We start from the raw sequence: 14600 nt of genomic DNA, 5'->3' as shown, positions 1-14600 counted from the left end.
CTGGAAAATCCAGCATTTCCCCAGGTCACGACCATCATTCTACCCAGGGTTGCAGGCCGGCGCTCGCCGGTGAACATCACGAGCGACAACGGTGAACAAGCGGCGATCGATCGGCAACTGATCACTCGTCCAGTGTGTTCTTGATCAACAAGATGCGGTTCACCAGTCGATATGCCGCGACAACCATGGACAGCACGCATCGCCGCCTATACAGTTTGCCGACGTTCAGCAATTTTATAGCTATCAGTTGGGTGGAAGGCAGGCCGAGGTGATGGAGTATCTCGACCCGGTCGAGCGTCGCGTATGGAGCGCGGTGATCACCCTCTCGATGCGCGTACCGAGCGCACTCGACTCACAACTACAGCGAGAGTTCGGGTTGACCCATTTCGAGTATCGGGTCATGGCCTTGCTCCACGACGCGCCGCGACGCCGGATGCGGTTGAGCATGCTCGCGGCGCGCGGGCACGGGTCCATCTCCCGGCTCTCCCACGTGGTGTCGAAGCTGGAACGGGTGGGGTGGGCACGGCGTGAGGCCGCGGAATCGGGCCGCGGGATCGACGCGGTACTCACCGCGAGCGGGCAGGCCAAGGTGCTGGAGGCGACGCCCGACTATCTCCTCGCGGTGCGCAAGCTGGTACTCGACGGACTCGACGATCCGCAGAAGGCCGAGCTCGCGGCCTTGGGCGAGCGGCTCTCGCTGCATATCGTCCGCACGCTCGGTGCCGTCGAAACGGGGTATTCGGCACTCGACGACTGAACGATCCGACGACCGCAACGACCAACAACGCCGCCCCGGTGACCGGGGCGGCGTTGTCGAATGGATCAGGACAGCTCAGACCCTGTTCGGTCGCCAGGTGGCCACCGCCCAGATCACCACGATGTCGACGGCGATGATCAGGATCGACCACCACGGGTAGTAGGGCAGCCACAGGAAGTTGGCGATGATCGACAATGCCGCGATCACCATCGCCGCTACCCGGCCCCACGTCTGACCGGCCAGCAGGCCGATCGCGACGATCACCGCGATCGCGCCGAGAACGATGTGCCACCAGCCCCAGCCGGTGATGTCGAACTGATAGAGGTACTCCGGTCCGACGACGATGAGGTCGTCCTTGGCGACCGCGGAGATTCCCTGGAGGATCTGCAGAACACCGACCACGGCCAGCAGGATGCCAGCGCCGATGGAGGTTCCTGCTGCAATTCCGTCGCGCAGCTGGTGCTGATTCGTGTCTGTCATCGCTGGGCCTTCCCATGAGGTCAACGCCACGTGCCACCACGGCACACGTCAACGGTAGGAAACCCGGCGAGTCGAGCGCCTCACCCGTTGCGGGTGAACTCCCCTACCCGACGCGACACCGGTCGCAGGGTCTTGCCGAGGTCGGTGCGCAGGGTGATCAGCGCGTCGAGCAGGTAGTTCTGCCGGACCCGCCATGGATGACGGTCGCCCTGACGTGGGAAGGCGGCGATCGAGCGCAGGACGTAGCCGGCGTTCAGATCCAGTAGCGGGCGCTCGGCGAGCGAGCCCCTGGGCTCGGGGACGACCGCGGCGCTACCGGTGCGGTCCAGGTGGGTGAGGACTTTGCAGACCAGACGGGAGGTGAGGTCGGCGCGCAGGGTCCACGACGCATTGGTGTAGCCGACGCAGATGGCGAAGTTGGGCAGGCCGGTGAGCATGGCGCCCTGCCAGACGAACTGATCGGCCAGCGGCACCGGGGTGCCGTCGACCGAGGGCGCGATGCCGCCGAACGCCAACAGGCGCAGGCCCGTGGCGGTGACCACGATGTCGGCGGGCAGCGTCTCCCCCGAGACCAGGCGGATCCCCGCCGGGACGAACGCGTCGATGTGGTCGGTGACCACCGAAGCCTTGCCCTTTTTCATCGCCTTGAAGAAGTCGGCGTCGGGGGCGGCGCACAGGCGCTGGTCCCACGGGTCGTAGTCGGGCGTGAAGTGTTCGGCGACGAGCCTGTCGTCTTTGAGGATGCGGGTGGTGAGGTCGGTGAGCAGTTTGCGCGCGGCGGCGGGGCGACGGCGGCAGAACTGGTAGAAACCGATGCTGAACAGGATGTTCTTGGTGCGGATTAGCCGGTGGGCGAGACCGGCGGGGAGCAGTTTGCGGAGCTTGTCGGCATGCTTGTCGCGGCCGGGGACGGGGCTGATCCAAGTGGGGCTGCGCTGCAGCATGGTGACGTGTGCGGCGTCGACGGCGAGGTTTGGCACCAGGGTGACGGCCGTGGCGCCGCTGCCGATCACGACGATGCGCTTGCCGCTGGTGTCGAGGTCGGCGGGCCAGAACTGTGGGTGCACCACGGTGCCCGCGAAGTCGTCGCGGCCGGGGAACTCGGGGGCATGCGGCTGCTGGTAGTCGTAGTAGCCGGCGCAGGCGTAGAGGAAACCGCAGGTCAGGGTGCTCAGTTCAGGGCCGTCGGGGCCCTCGTGGGCGATGGTGAGCTGCCAGTGGGCCTGCGCCGATGACCAGTCCGCGCCGATCACCCGGGAACCGAAGCGAATGCGCCGATCGATGCCGTTCTCCTGCGCGGTCTCGCGGATGTAGTCCAGGATCGCGGAGCCGTCGGCGATGGAGCGAGCCGCGCGCCACGGCTTGAACGGGTAGCCGAGGGTGAACATGTCCGAGTCCGAGCGGATGCCCGGGTAGCGGAACAGGTCCCAGGTGCCGCCGAGGTCGGCGCGCGCCTCGAGGACGGCGTAGCTGCGATGCGGGTGCTCGGTCTGCAGCCGGTAAGCGGCCCCGATGCCGGACAACCCGGCGCCGACGATGACGACGTCGAGGTGTTCGGGGGCAACGGCGGTGTCGGTCATGGGCTCCAGTGTGCCTGGCATGCGACCGCGACAGAAGAGCGTGTGCCCGGTCGACAGCGGGCCCGGCGGCCCACTTCGAGATTTCGGTATCGTCGGAGCCGTGTCGATCTTTCGGCGTGCGGGATGGTTGCTCGTCGGCGCACTGGTCACCGTGCTGGCTGCCGCGTTCGCTGGATGGCCGGTCTTCGTGCACCCCCAGGTCGACCCGTTACGGCCCGCGGACGTGATCGTGGTGCTCGGTGGCACCGCCTACGAACGGTTCGACCTCGGCATCGAACTCGCCGAGCGCGGCCTCGCCCCCGAGGTACTGATCTCGCAGTCCACCGGACCCGACGATCCGATGATGGACAAGTACTGCGGCGGCCGATTCGCCTTCCGGGTCTCGTGTTTCGTGCCCGACCCGTGGACCACCGACGGCGAGGCGCGCGAAATCGTCCGGCGCGCAAAGATCTACGGATGGCGCCACATCATCGTGGTCACCTTCACGCCGCATGTGTCGCGCGCGAGATACATCGTCGAGAAGTGCTACGACGGCGAGATCACCATGGTCGCCAGCCCGTCGGACTCCGGGTTCGAGTTCTGGGCGTGGATGTATGTGCGCCAATCCGCCGGGTACATCAGAGCTTTCGTCAATCAGCATTGCGAGACCGACTGACACACGGTGGTCCGGCTCCTACAGTGAAATCAGCACTTCGGGGGCAGCGCTGGTGAGAGGACCGCCGATGCTTGTGGAGGATCTGCGCACCGTCGGCGACGACGCGCTGCGCGCCCAGATCTGCGTCATCGGGTCGGGCCCCGCCGGACTGACGGTGGCCACCGAACTCGCCGCCGCCGGATTGCGCGTGCTGGTGCTGGAAAGTGGCGGGCACGAGATCACCGCGGACGAACCAGCATTCGCCGCGATGGAGAGCATCGGCTCCGCGCGCGCGGAGCAACACCGGATCGCCGGAAACCGGGTGCTCGGCGGCAGCTCACACAGCTGGGCCGGACGTTGCGGCGTGCTCGACGACCTCGACTTCGCCCATCGGCCCTGGGTCACCCGGTCCGGCTGGCCGATCGACGCGGGCGCATTGCGGCCCTACGCCGAACGGGCCGCCGCGCATGCCGGGCTCGGACACGGCACCGGCTTCAGCGACGACGAGTTCTGGTCCCTGGCCGGGCGGCAAGCACCCGCCGACGCGCTCGACACCGCCTCGTTGCGCCCCTACTTCTGGCAGATCAGCCGCGACCCGGCCGACCGGTTCGACTGCAAACGATGGGGTCCGCACGTGCGCGACATCGTCGCGCCGACAGCTCGGGTACTGGTGAACGCGACGGTCACCCATATCGATACCGATGCCACCGGCGCGCATGTGAATTCGGTCGAGGTGACCGGTGCGGGCGGGCGCGTGCGCACCGTCGAGGCGCGGATGTTCGTGCTGGCCGCGGGGGGAATCGCCACGCCACGGCTGCTGCTGGCCTCACGGCGCACCGTCCCCGGCGGGATCGGGAATCGGTACGACCAGGTCGGGCGGTACCTGATGGATCACCGCTGCGGGGTGGTGGCGACGCTGCGCACCGCTGAGGCCGGGGCGGCGCTCGACCGGTTCGGAAAGTACGTGGTCAAGAGTGTGCGGGGCCGCCACACCTATCTGCACGGCATGGCGTTGTCGTCGGCGCTGCAACGGCGCGAGTCGCTGGTGAACTGTGCGCTGTGGTTGCAGGAGGTCACCGCCGACGACGATCCGTGGGACTCGGTGAAGCGGTTGCTGCGCGGACGGGCGCACTGGCAGGACCTGCTGATCATGCTGTCCGGCACCGGGCTTCTGCTCGACGGTGCGCGACGCAGGTTGATCGACAGTGTCGGGATACCGCATCGACTGGCCTGCGTCGAGGTGCGGGCAATGGTGGAGCAGACCCCGAACCCCGACAGTCGGGTGCGGCTTTCGGCCCGGACCGATCCGGTGGGAATGCCGCTGCCGCAAGTGGATTGGCGGACGAGCGAGCAGGAGGATCGAACGGTGCGCCGCGCTACGGCGTTGCTCGTCGGTGAGTTCGCCCGGCTCGGTTTGCCGACGCCGCAGGTGGTTCCCGAGGCGCTGCCCGACAGCACCGATCCCCTACCGCTCACCGACTGGGCGCATCCCTGCGGCACCACCCGGATGTCGGCCGATCCCCGACACGGCGTCGTGGACCGGCACTGCCGGGTGCACGGGGTGGACAACCTCTACATCGCCGGTAGTTCGGTGTTTCCGACGAACGGGCACGTCAATCCGACACTGACGGTGATCGCGCTCGCGGTGCGCCTGGCCGACACGTTGCGCGCGGGGCTGGTGGCCGCTCCCGACTAGGCTGGGCCGGTGCCGGACTCGTCGACGACCAGCCATCCCCACGAACCCCATGCCGAGGGCCTCGCGTCGCGGTTGAACTGGCTGCGCGCCGGGGTGCTCGGCGCGAACGACGGCATCGTCTCCACCGCCGGGCTCGTCGTCGGCGTGGCCGCGACCACGAACAACGCCCAGACGATCCTCACCGCGGGTATCGCGGGACTGGTCGCGGGTGCAATCTCGATGGCCGCGGGCGAATACGTGTCGGTGAGCACCCAGCGGGATTCGGAGAAGGCACTGCTGGCCAAGGAGCGCCGCGAATTGGCCGACGAGCCCGATGTCGAGCTGGCCGAGCTGGCCGGGATCTACGAGAAGAAGGGCCTCAGCCCGGCCACCGCGCGCGTCGTGGCCGCCGAGCTCACCGCCCACGACGCGTTCACCGCGCACGCCGAGGCCGAACTCGGCATCGACCCGCGCTCGCTCACCAACCCGTGGGCGGCCGCGTTCTCCTCGGCGATCGCGTTCACCTGCGGTGCGCTGCTGCCATTGCTGGCGATCGTGTTGCCGCCCACCGCCTGGCGGGTCCCGGTGACCTTCGCCGCGGTGCTGATCGCGCTGGCGATCACCGGCTCGGTGAGTGCCCGCCTCGGCGGCGGCAACCTCGGACGAGCGGTGCTCCGCGTGGTCATCGGCGGGGCGCTGGCCATGGCGATCACCTACGGAATCGGCGCCCTCACCGACACACTGACCTGAATGCGCCTACCCAAAACAAGGTCGGACCACGAATCTGTGAACCCGCCGTGTATGCGCCTTCCAAAAAACAAGGTCAGACCACGAACCCGTGAACTACCCGGTTCCGCGCACTCAGTGCATCGGGCCGAGGTCGAGGCGGCGGGTGACCCGATCGACGACGTCCGGGGGCATGCCGGGTTCGCGGCGGGCGGCTTGGGCCTCGCGGCGGCCCGCTTCGGTGACGGCGGCGCGGACCGCGCGCATCTGCGAGGCGAGTTTTCTTTCCTTGTCCAGAGCGGCCTTGGCGTCGGCGTCGGCCGCTTCGGGATCGGCCTTGGCGGACAGCCTGCGCAACAGGGCCTTGAGGTCCTCGTAGACGTCTTCGGGGAGATTGTCGCGGGCGGCGATCGCTTTGAGTTCGGCGAGTTCGGCATTCACCACCCTGGTCCAGAGGGCCTGTTCGACGGCGCGTTCGTGCCGGGTGTCGGCATGGACGCCGGTGAGGCGGACCACCAGCGGGAGCGTCGGGCCCTGGACGAGCAGGGTGAACAGCACGACCGCGAACGCGATGAACAGGATTTCCGAGCGGGCCGGGAAGTCGGCGTCGGTGTCGAGGGTGAACGGCACGGCCAGCGCCAGCGCCACCGTGGCGACGCCGCGCATTCCGGCCCACCAGGTGACGATGACCTCGCGCCAGGTGAACGGTTCGTCGGTGTAGGGCAGTTTGGCGCTGATCGCCCAGGTGGCCATCAGCCAGGCCAGGCGCAATCCCACGACGACCACGATCACCGCCACGGTGACCCCGGCCAGCCCCGGCCAATTGTGGCCGGTGGTTTCGATGACCACCCGCAGTTCCAGCCCGATCAGGGCGAAGGCGAAACCGGTGATGAGCATTTCGGTGATGTCCCAGAACGAGTCGGCGACCAGGCGATAGTCACGGTCGCCGATCTCGGTCACGGCATCGGTGAGATACAGCGCGCAGACCAGCACGGCCAGGACCGCCGAGCCCTCCCAGTGTTCGGCGATGCCGTAGGCGGCGAAGGGCAGCAGCAGGCTCAGGGCGACCTGGCCGGTGGCGGTGTCGAGGTGCTTGGTGAGCGTGCTGCCGAGCCAGCCGAGCACCAGCCCGACGACCAGCCCGACCACCGCGGCGATGGCGAAGTCGGCGAGCGCGTGCCACGGACTGAACAGCCCGGTCATGACCACCTGGAGACCGACGGTATAGATGACGATCGCGGTGACATCGTTGAACAGACCTTCACCACCCAGCGTGACGATCAGTCGGCGTGGCAGTCCGAGGCGGCCCGCCATCGACGTGGCCGCCACCGGGTCCGGCGGCGCGACCAGAGCGCCGAGCACCACAGCCGCGGCGACGGCGGTGCCAGGACTCCAGGCGTGGAAGACGGCAGCGACCGCGATCGCGGTGACGATCACGAGGCCGACCGCGCGCAACGCGATGATCTGCCAGTTCTCCGCGAACTGCCGCCACGAGGTGCGGCGGGCGGCGGCGTAGAGCAGCGGCGGCAGGACCAGCGGCAGGATCAACTCGGGCGGGATGCTCAGGCTCGGCACGGCCGGAATCAGGGCGAGCAGGCAGCCGAACAGGGTCATCAGGATCGAAGGCGCCAGACCGATGCGCGCAGCGAGGGGTTCGGCGAGTACGGCCGCGAGCAGGATCACCAGAGTCAGCACCAACTGGTCCATAGCTGACCAGTCTCACCGACATCGCCGGTGCGCGGGGATCGACCCGCCGCCGGTCAGGGGGTCGAACGGCGGACCTGACTCACCCGCGCTACCGCACCGGAGAGCCGGTCCGCCTGGACGGCACGGTGTGATCGCGGATCAGGGCCGAACGGCTGCCGCCGGTGGGAGCAGGATCGGCGGAATGGGGAACGGGAGTTGCAGGACAGGGGGCGGCGGAGGTGGTGGGGGCGGCGCCGGGGCGGGTTCGGGTACGAAGACCGGGGGCGGCGGCTCGGGCGGGGGCGGCGGTGCGTAGACGGGCGGCTCGTAGACCGGCGGCGGGGGCGGCGGCTCGAATGCGGGCGGCGGCGCAGGCGCTTCCACGGGCGCGGGCCCGGGAACGGGTTCGGTTCCGGGCGGCGGCGCGGGGGCCGCGGTCGGGGGCAGGGAGTCGGGGGTGGTCACCGTGCATTGCCATTGGCCGTCGTCGTGGACGCGCCAGTGCGCGACGATGCCACCGGCCGAGCAGTTCCCGCCGACTCGCCTTGCCGGCCACGGTGGCGCGAATTTCTGGTCCTGATCGGCGGCTTCTCGGTCGGACCCGGCGATCGGGAGACCGTTGGCGTCGGATCCCATCGGGTTCACCGACGGGTTGTCGTCACCCTGGTCGGCGCGCAGCAACAGCCCGAGCGCGCCCACCAGTGCGAGTATCGCGGCGAGTACCGCCGCGATCGCGATCATTCGAGTACTGCTGCCGGTCCGAGTTTCCGGACCCTCGCTGCTCTCTGCCATCGCACCGCCTTTACCGCGGACCAGGTCCCCCGTCCAGCAGGCTACCTCACGGTTGCTCGCAGGCCGCTCGGCTCGACCGAACAACCACTGGCCAGGGCAAATACCTATATGCGATGGTTGCCAGATATTTACTTGATCGCGACCCGTACCTTCACCGCGTCGGCGTCGGTGTTGTGCAGCGCCTGGGTGACCAACGCGCTCAGGTCGAGCTGCGGAGCGGTCGCGGTGACCGATTCGGTGAGCGGGCGCAGCCCGGGCAGCAGCGCGGAGAGCTCGGGGCCGAGCTCGTTCAGCTTGGCGGTGAGCTGCTCGAGCAGCGGCACCAGACCGCCGTCGCGCAGGTACATCCGCGGATCACCCTCGGTGGCCCGGCCGACCGATTCGACGAACTGATCGATCACCTGACTCAGCCGGATGAAGGCGGGCGCGGCGGCGGAGGTGGCCGGGCCTGCCCAGCCGATGTCGCCGGAGACGTACTCGAAGTTGTTCTGCAGCTCGCCGATCGCCGGGGCGCGACTCATCAGCGCCGCGGCGAGCAGGTCGCCCGCCCTTGCCAGTTCGGGGACCACGTTCTCGGTACCGACCATCGCCGTGCCGAGCGTGTCGACCAGGGAGCCGACGACCGCGGGGTCGAGCTGCTCGACGGTCTTGGTAACCAGCCGCGCGACCTCCGGGATCGACATCGGGGTGCGCACGTTCTCCCCGGAAAGGCGCTGTCCGTCGGTGAGATAGGGCCCGTTGGCGTCGCGCGGCACGAACTGCACATACGGCTCACCGAGCGAGGACAGGTGCTCGATGGTGACGACACTGCTCATCGGCACCTTGTGATCGGCGCCGAACCGAAATCCGACCTGGACGCGACCGCTCGCCGAAGTGTCGACGCCGGTGACCTCGCCGATCTCGATGCCGGTGAGCAGGATCGGCGAACCCACGCTGAGGCCGCCGGAATTCGCGATCTCGATCGAGGCCGCGGTGTAGTCGGCGAACGGGTCGACGCGCACCACCCCGAAGGTCAGGTAGCTCGCACCGAGCACGGTGATGGCGGCGATGCCGCCGAGTGAGGCCAGTGCACCGATCTTCATCGCACCATTCCGATCATCCGCAGCGCGGTGACGATCTGCGCCAGCTGGTCTTGTTCGGACAGCTCGATACCGGTGACGTTCACCTTCGGTCCGCGCTCGGCGAAGGGAATGATCTTGTCGCGCAACAGGGCTGTCAGCAGGGCCATATTGGTCGAGGTGCGCAGGTCGGCCGAGCCGCCGGTGGCCAGCGGGAGGAACGCGGTCGCGGTGGCGTCACCGGAGCTAGCGATCGGAGCCAGCCAGGTGAGCGAGGAACCGACCGGGCTGAGTGCGTCGAAGATCTTCATGGTCTCGGCGATCGAGTCCTGCGTGCCCGTCAGCGAGGCCACGGCCTCGGGGGTGAGGATGTCGGTGAGCGCTTGTTCGGTGTCGTCGTGCAGGATCGTCGCATTGCGGGACAGGCCGTCGACCAGCAGGTCGACCCGGTCCAGATTCGCGGCCAGGTCGGCGGCGTCGGCGCCCATCACCGCGGAGATGCGCGCGGTTTCCCTGGGGTCCTGCGGCATCACCGAGTTGATCCGGCCGAGCATCTCCTGCAGCTGACCGATCGCCCCACCCTGGACGAACAGGGCCATGGTGGCCATCGTGTCCTCCAGTTGCACAGGTGGTTTCGTGCGTTCGATCGGGATCGTGCCGCCGTCGCGCAGCAGCTCGCCGAAGCCGTCCTTCGGGGTGGTGAGCGAGAGGTGGATATCGCCGAGGATGGTGTCCTGGCGCAGTTCGGCGATGGACTTCGTCGGCAACTGCACGGTGTCGAGGATGTCGGCCTCGACGATGACGTAACCGCCGCGACCGGCGGGGGCGTCGGCGGGCTGGACCACGCGCACCCCGTCGACGATGCCGATCTCGGCGCCGTTGGCGATCACCTTCGACTTCGCGGGCAGGTTCAGCGCGCTGCTGAACTCGATCTGCACGCGATAGGTCGAACCGCTGACAGTCGAGCCGGGCACCGGCACCTCAGCGGGGTCGAAACCACAGCCGCCGACCGCGAGTCCGGCCGCGATGACCAGCGCGACCATACTGCGCCGCAACATCTTTCGCGTGTTCATCGAGCACCTGCCATTCCCAGCACGACCTGCACGAGATTCACATCGGCCAGTCCCTGCGCCGGATCGGGGCACTGCCCCGGGATCAGCTCGTTCACCGCGCCGCACACCTGGTCGGCCGTACCGGCGGGGAGGGCGACCTTCGGCGGCGCGTAGGTGATCGCGGTGCCGCCCGCGGGATCGGTGGCGCTACGGAAGGCGGAGGCGAGCGCGGGCATCTTCGCCACGATCTCGCTCAGCGATCCGACGTTGGCGCGCAACAACTTCACCAGCGGGACCGCCTCGTCGAGCGCGCCGATCAGCGGGTCACCGAGGATGACGGCGATGTCGTTGAGCATCGGCAACACCTCGCCGAGACCGTCGAACAGGGAGGTGGCCGGGCCGAGCAGGTCGTCGGAGGCCATGTTGAGCAGCGGCGCCAGGCGGACCAGCATCGTCTGCAGGTCACCCCAGTTGGCGGCGACCCGGTTCGACACCGAGGCGAACGCGTCGAAAAGGCTTGCGAGATGGCCGATGTCGGCGTCGGGCTTGGTCATCGCCGAACCGAGCTTGTGGATGAGTTCGTTGACCGTCGGGCCGGTGCCCTCGGTCGCGCGGTTGAGCGAGGACAGGCCGTCGGACAGGGCACTCGGTTCACCCGCAGCACCGCCGGAGAGCTGATCGGACAGGCTCGACAGCGCCGTGAGTGTTTCGGTGATGCTCTTGGGGGTCAGGGTTTTGGTGATGCAGCCGCCCGCCAGCGGGGGCGCGGTCTTGCCGCTGGTGAGCACCGCCAGATTGCGGTCCGCCGCGACCGAGTACGCGACCGTGGTGGCGGAAGCATCGGAGTAGACACCGAATTCGGCGTCGACCTCGAATTCGACGCGTACCTTGGCGCCCTCGTTGCGCACCGCGGTCACCTCGCCCACATCCATGCCGCGCATGGTGACGTGGTTGCCGGGGTAGAGGCCGATCGCGTCGGGCATGAGCGCGCAATAGGATTCGGTCTTCTTCAGCGGATCGAAGGCGACGAAGTAGCCGCCGGTCACCAGCGCCACCAGCACCGCGACACCGGCGATCGACATGAACGCCTGGGATCCGAGCAGTCGTTTCAGCATCAGCACGCCTTCCCGGGCAGCGGTACGCACACGCGGGCGCTCGACTGGTCGACCACCACACCGGCTTCGGGAGTCGCAAGCTGCGACAACTTCGTCTGCAGGGCGCCGACGGTCCCGATGACGGGCTCGAGTCGGCCGCCGAGTTCCTGCAGGCGCGGCAAGGCGTCGGCCAGAGCCTGCGCCTGTGGTTTCAGAGTCGATTCCCAGGTCGGCGCGAGGCCGGCCAGACGATTCACCACCGAGGTGAGCAGCCGAACCGCTTCGGCCAGTTCGGCCTTCTTGCTCAGCAGCAGGTCTTCGAGAAGGTTGACGTTGTCCATCAGCCTGCCCAGATCGGACTTGGCGCCGTCGTACATGGAGATGTACTCGTCGACGACCGCGATCGACTTCGACACCTGGCTGCGCTGACGATCGAGCATGTCGACGTACTTGCCGACGGTGTCCAGTGTGGTGCGCAGCGCCTCCGGCGAGGTCGCGATCGCGGAGTTCGCGGCGGCCAGGTTGTTACGCACGGTGTCGCCGTCGACGGCGGCCAGCGGGGCCGTGGCGTCCTGGAAGGTCTCGATCAGGCTGTAGGGCAAGCGGATTCGATCGGAGGGAATCGCCTTGTCCCCCAGCGGTGCGGTGCCTGCCGGGTAGAGCGCGACGTAGTGACCACCGACCACGGTGAGCATGCGGACATCGAGGGAGGTCTTGTCGCCGACGAACACCTCGTTGTCGACGGTGAACTGCATCAGTACCTTGTCGGGCTTCAGCTCCAGGGAGATGACGCTGCCGACCGAGATGCCCGCCAGACGCACGTCGTCGCCCTCGCGCACCGACTGCGCTTCGCTGAGCTCGGCGGTGTAGGTGTGCTTGCCCAGCGGCACCACGTAGACCACGCCCGCGGCGATGATGAACAGCACGACCAGGCTCAGGCCGATGATCCCCATCCGCAGTTCCCGTGCGCGTTTGCCCGCTTCATCGGGGATCGGGCGATCACCGGCGAACATCCCGGTGAGCTTCTTCAGCGGTTGCATACGGTGACCTTCTGTCCGGCGATCAGCACCTGCAGCGGCGCGGGCACCTCGGCGGCGCCGTTGCTGCAGTGCGGCGTGAAGTCGGCGAAACCACGCGAGAGCGAGGCGTCGACCGTGGCCAGCAGACCGGGGAGCTTGCCGAATACCTCGACAGCTTCCTGGGGATTCGGGAAGAGTCCGCGGATCATCGCGTCGACATCGGCGCCGCCGCCTTCGACCAGGCCGAGCGAGGCGAGCAACCGGTCCACCGGGGCCAGCACCGAGGGCGCGGTCATCGCGAACTGCGCGACGCCGCCGATATTGCGCTGCATCGCCTCGAAGATGTCGGTGAGCCGGGCCAGCAGCGGCAGCAGGTATCCGACTCGACCACCGTGCCGGTCGCCCATGTCGGACAGGTTGCGGATCAGGACGCCGATCACCTGCTGACGGTCGTCGGCGTAGCTCGCGAGCTGGTCGATCGCGGTCAACGCGGGACCCAGGCCCGTGCCGTCGCCCTCGATGACGGCGAGCATGCTCGCGGTGAACTGGTTGATCGCTTCCGGCGACAAGGTGGCGAGCACCGGCTTGAGGCCGCTGAACAGGCTCGTCACGTCGAAGGACGGCACGGTCATGTTCGCGCCGATCCTGGCGTTCGCCGCGATGGTCTTACCCGGGTTGGGCGCCTGCTGCAGGTCGATATAGCGCTGGCCGGTGAGGTTCTGATAGCGGATGGCCAGCTTGGAGTTGTCGTAGATCGGGGTGTCGGTCTTGACCGTGATCGCGACCTTCGCCTTGTCGCCTTCGAGGCTGATCTTCTCGATCTTGCCCACCTGCACACCGAACATCCGCACGTCGTTGCCGACCTTGAGGCCGTTGGCGTCGGTGAACAGCGCGTCGTGGGCGAAGGTGTCGCCGTCGACGGGACGCTTGATCAGGGTGAACACGAGCCCGAGGACGGTGATCATCACCAGGGTGAAGGCGCCAAGGCGCAGCGCGGTTCCGCGAATCTTCATCGCCCACCGGCCTTTCCGAACAGCGGCACCGCGATGCCGGGGACACCGCTGAGCTCGACGTCGAGGTTGAGGACAGGACCGTTCGGGCTGTCGGGCATGGCGCCGCGCAGGTTCTGCAGCAGGGCGGTGAGATCGGCGCCGGTCCGGCGCGGATTCGGCGACATCTGGGCCAGCGCCAGCAGCATCGGGGCGAGCATGTCGGTGGTCTCGGCGAAGTGGTCGCCCGCGGTAGTCAGCGTGGTGGTCAGCGCGGGCAGGATGCTGCCGCCGATCACCCCGACGCCGATGTCGTAGCGCTCCTTGTCGACCTGGGTGACCCTGATCTCGCTGAGCTGGTCGATCACTTTCATGGTGGCGCCCGCGAACTCACCGCCGCCGTCGAAGGCGGGGCCGAGCTTGCCGAACAGCTCCGAGGGCATCACGTCCTGGTTGTCGGCGAGGGTCTTCGCGACGGTGATCAGGGCCTGCACCAGCGGGGTGAAGGCCTTGAAGTCAGCGGCCAGCTGGGAGATGACGGTCGCCATCTGCGGACTGGTGACAGTCATGCCGACCTGCGAGAGGCTGCGCAGGATCGCGCTCATCGTGGCGTCGTAGACCCGGTCGCCGTTGGTGCCGGTGAGGTCGAGGACCGCGCCCTCGCGCAGCGGCGAACCGCCCGCGCCACGGCGCAATTCGATCTCGGCGATGCCGAACAGGTTGGTCGGGGCGTAGTCGATCGCGAGGCTGTCGTCGATGCCGACCAGACGCTGCGAGTCGAGCAGCAGCGAGATCTGCTGGGTGCCGCGTGCGCCGGGGGTCACCTCGGCGACCTCGCCGACCGTCACGCCGTCGACGCGGACCTGGCTGCCCGCGCTGATGCCGTCACCGAGATGTTCGGTGTGCAGGGCGATGCGCAGGCCGTCATCGGTGCGCAGGTTGTTGTAGGCGACAGTTCCGAGCACGACCGCCGTGATCAGTCCGAGGATGATCGCGCCGGTCGTGCGCGCGCTGCGCCGATCGGCCGCGACGCCCGGCATTCCGTAATTAGGCATAGC

14 protein-coding genes are annotated in these 14600 nt (G+C 68.2%); 4 read left to right on the top strand and 10 right to left on the bottom strand.

What is annotated here, in order from left to right:
- Positions 1 to 247 precede the first annotated feature (247 nt).
- The gene (locus OHS03_RS34355) at positions 248 to 757 is read left to right on the top strand and encodes a MarR family winged helix-turn-helix transcriptional regulator (protein ID WP_328659748.1); all 510 of its coding nucleotides are present in this window, start codon (positions 248 to 250) and stop codon (positions 755 to 757) included.
- Positions 758 to 832: 75 nt separating this feature from the next.
- Here the strand turns inward: OHS03_RS34355 and OHS03_RS34350 are convergent, their stop codons facing one another.
- Together OHS03_RS34350 and OHS03_RS34345 are read right to left on the bottom strand one after the other, a co-directional pair.
- A complete protein-coding gene (locus OHS03_RS34350) occupies positions 833 to 1237 on the bottom strand; it encodes a DUF7144 family membrane protein (protein WP_056817740.1) in 405 nt (134 codons plus the stop codon).
- Positions 1238 to 1317: 80 nt separating this feature from the next.
- Positions 1318 to 2817, bottom strand: a complete 1500-nt coding sequence (locus OHS03_RS34345; protein ID WP_328659746.1) for a flavin-containing monooxygenase — start codon at positions 2815 to 2817, stop codon at positions 1318 to 1320.
- Between the two features lie 100 nt (positions 2818 to 2917).
- On the opposite strand from OHS03_RS34345, the gene OHS03_RS34340 reads away from it, so the two are divergent.
- From OHS03_RS34340 to OHS03_RS34330, 3 genes are all read left to right on the top strand, one after another.
- Positions 2918 to 3472, top strand: a complete 555-nt coding sequence (locus tag OHS03_RS34340) for a YdcF family protein (protein WP_328659744.1) — start codon at positions 2918 to 2920, stop codon at positions 3470 to 3472.
- A gap of 67 nt (positions 3473 to 3539) precedes the next feature.
- Complete coding sequence (locus OHS03_RS34335) at positions 3540 to 5147, top strand: GMC oxidoreductase (RefSeq protein ID WP_328659742.1); 1608 nt, start codon at positions 3540 to 3542, stop codon at positions 5145 to 5147.
- Between the two features lie 9 nt (positions 5148 to 5156).
- Positions 5157 to 5876 (top strand): VIT1/CCC1 transporter family protein, encoded by a 720-nt coding sequence (locus OHS03_RS34330; RefSeq protein WP_328659740.1) that lies wholly within the window; start codon positions 5157 to 5159, stop codon positions 5874 to 5876.
- Between the two features lie 111 nt (positions 5877 to 5987).
- On the opposite strand, the gene OHS03_RS34325 is transcribed toward OHS03_RS34330, so the two are convergent.
- The 8 genes from OHS03_RS34325 to OHS03_RS34290 form a co-directional block, all read right to left on the bottom strand.
- Positions 5988 to 7559, bottom strand: coding sequence for a Na+/H+ antiporter (locus OHS03_RS34325; RefSeq protein WP_056817745.1), 1572 nt, complete (start codon positions 7557 to 7559; stop codon positions 5988 to 5990).
- 138 nt (positions 7560 to 7697) lie between these two features.
- Complete coding sequence (locus tag OHS03_RS34320; protein WP_328659738.1) at positions 7698 to 8330, bottom strand: hypothetical protein; 633 nt, start codon at positions 8328 to 8330, stop codon at positions 7698 to 7700.
- A 128-nt stretch (positions 8331 to 8458) separates the two neighbouring features.
- Positions 8459 to 9412, bottom strand: coding sequence for an MlaD family protein (locus OHS03_RS34315; RefSeq protein WP_328659736.1), 954 nt, complete (start codon positions 9410 to 9412; stop codon positions 8459 to 8461).
- Positions 9409 to 10461, bottom strand: a complete 1053-nt coding sequence (locus OHS03_RS34310; RefSeq protein WP_328659734.1) for an MlaD family protein — start codon at positions 10459 to 10461, stop codon at positions 9409 to 9411. The genes OHS03_RS34315 and OHS03_RS34310 overlap by 4 nt, the downstream gene beginning before the upstream one ends.
- On the bottom strand, positions 10458 to 11555 hold the full coding sequence (locus OHS03_RS34305) for an MlaD family protein (RefSeq protein ID WP_328659732.1): 1098 nt from the start codon (positions 11553 to 11555) through the stop codon (positions 10458 to 10460). The genes OHS03_RS34310 and OHS03_RS34305 overlap by 4 nt, the downstream gene beginning before the upstream one ends.
- The gene (locus OHS03_RS34300; protein WP_328659730.1) at positions 11555 to 12574 is read right to left on the bottom strand and encodes an MlaD family protein; all 1020 of its coding nucleotides are present in this window, start codon (positions 12572 to 12574) and stop codon (positions 11555 to 11557) included. The genes OHS03_RS34305 and OHS03_RS34300 overlap by 1 nt, the downstream gene beginning before the upstream one ends.
- Positions 12562 to 13566, bottom strand: a complete 1005-nt coding sequence (locus tag OHS03_RS34295; protein ID WP_328659728.1) for an MlaD family protein — start codon at positions 13564 to 13566, stop codon at positions 12562 to 12564. Before OHS03_RS34295 ends, OHS03_RS34300 begins: the two co-directional genes overlap by 13 nt.
- Positions 13563 to 14597, bottom strand: coding sequence for an MlaD family protein (locus OHS03_RS34290; RefSeq protein ID WP_328659726.1), 1035 nt, complete (start codon positions 14595 to 14597; stop codon positions 13563 to 13565). Before OHS03_RS34290 ends, OHS03_RS34295 begins: the two co-directional genes overlap by 4 nt.
- Positions 14598 to 14600: the final 3 nt, after the last annotated feature.

It is taken from the genome of Nocardia salmonicida, from assembly GCF_036142455.1.
Taxonomy (GTDB): Bacteria; Actinomycetota; Actinomycetes; order Mycobacteriales; family Mycobacteriaceae; genus Nocardia; species Nocardia salmonicida.
This window is presented reverse-complemented; position numbering and strand designations above follow the sequence as displayed.

Coding starts and splice junctions, on each gene's coding strand:
- OHS03_RS34350 (WP_056817740.1), bottom strand. CDS start 1,237: ATGACAGACACGAATCAGCACCAGCTGCGCGACGGAATTGCAGCAGGA.
- OHS03_RS34345 (WP_328659746.1), bottom strand. CDS start 2,817: ATGACCGACACCGCCGTTGCCCCCGAACACCTCGACGTCGTCATCGTC.
- OHS03_RS34335 (WP_328659742.1), top strand. CDS start 3,540: ATGCTTGTGGAGGATCTGCGCACCGTCGGCGACGACGCGCTGCGCGCC.
- OHS03_RS34325 (WP_056817745.1), bottom strand. CDS start 7,559: ATGGACCAGTTGGTGCTGACTCTGGTGATCCTGCTCGCGGCCGTACTC.
- OHS03_RS34320 (WP_328659738.1), bottom strand. CDS start 8,330: ATGGCAGAGAGCAGCGAGGGTCCGGAAACTCGGACCGGCAGCAGTACT.
- OHS03_RS34315 (WP_328659736.1), bottom strand. CDS start 9,412: ATGAAGATCGGTGCACTGGCCTCACTCGGCGGCATCGCCGCCATCACC.
- OHS03_RS34310 (WP_328659734.1), bottom strand. CDS start 10,461: ATGAACACGCGAAAGATGTTGCGGCGCAGTATGGTCGCGCTGGTCATC.
- OHS03_RS34305 (WP_328659732.1), bottom strand. CDS start 11,555: ATGCTGAAACGACTGCTCGGATCCCAGGCGTTCATGTCGATCGCCGGT.
- OHS03_RS34300 (WP_328659730.1), bottom strand. CDS start 12,574: ATGCAACCGCTGAAGAAGCTCACCGGGATGTTCGCCGGTGATCGCCCG.
- OHS03_RS34295 (WP_328659728.1), bottom strand. CDS start 13,566: ATGAAGATTCGCGGAACCGCGCTGCGCCTTGGCGCCTTCACCCTGGTG.
- OHS03_RS34290 (WP_328659726.1), bottom strand. CDS start 14,597: ATGCCTAATTACGGAATGCCGGGCGTCGCGGCCGATCGGCGCAGCGCG.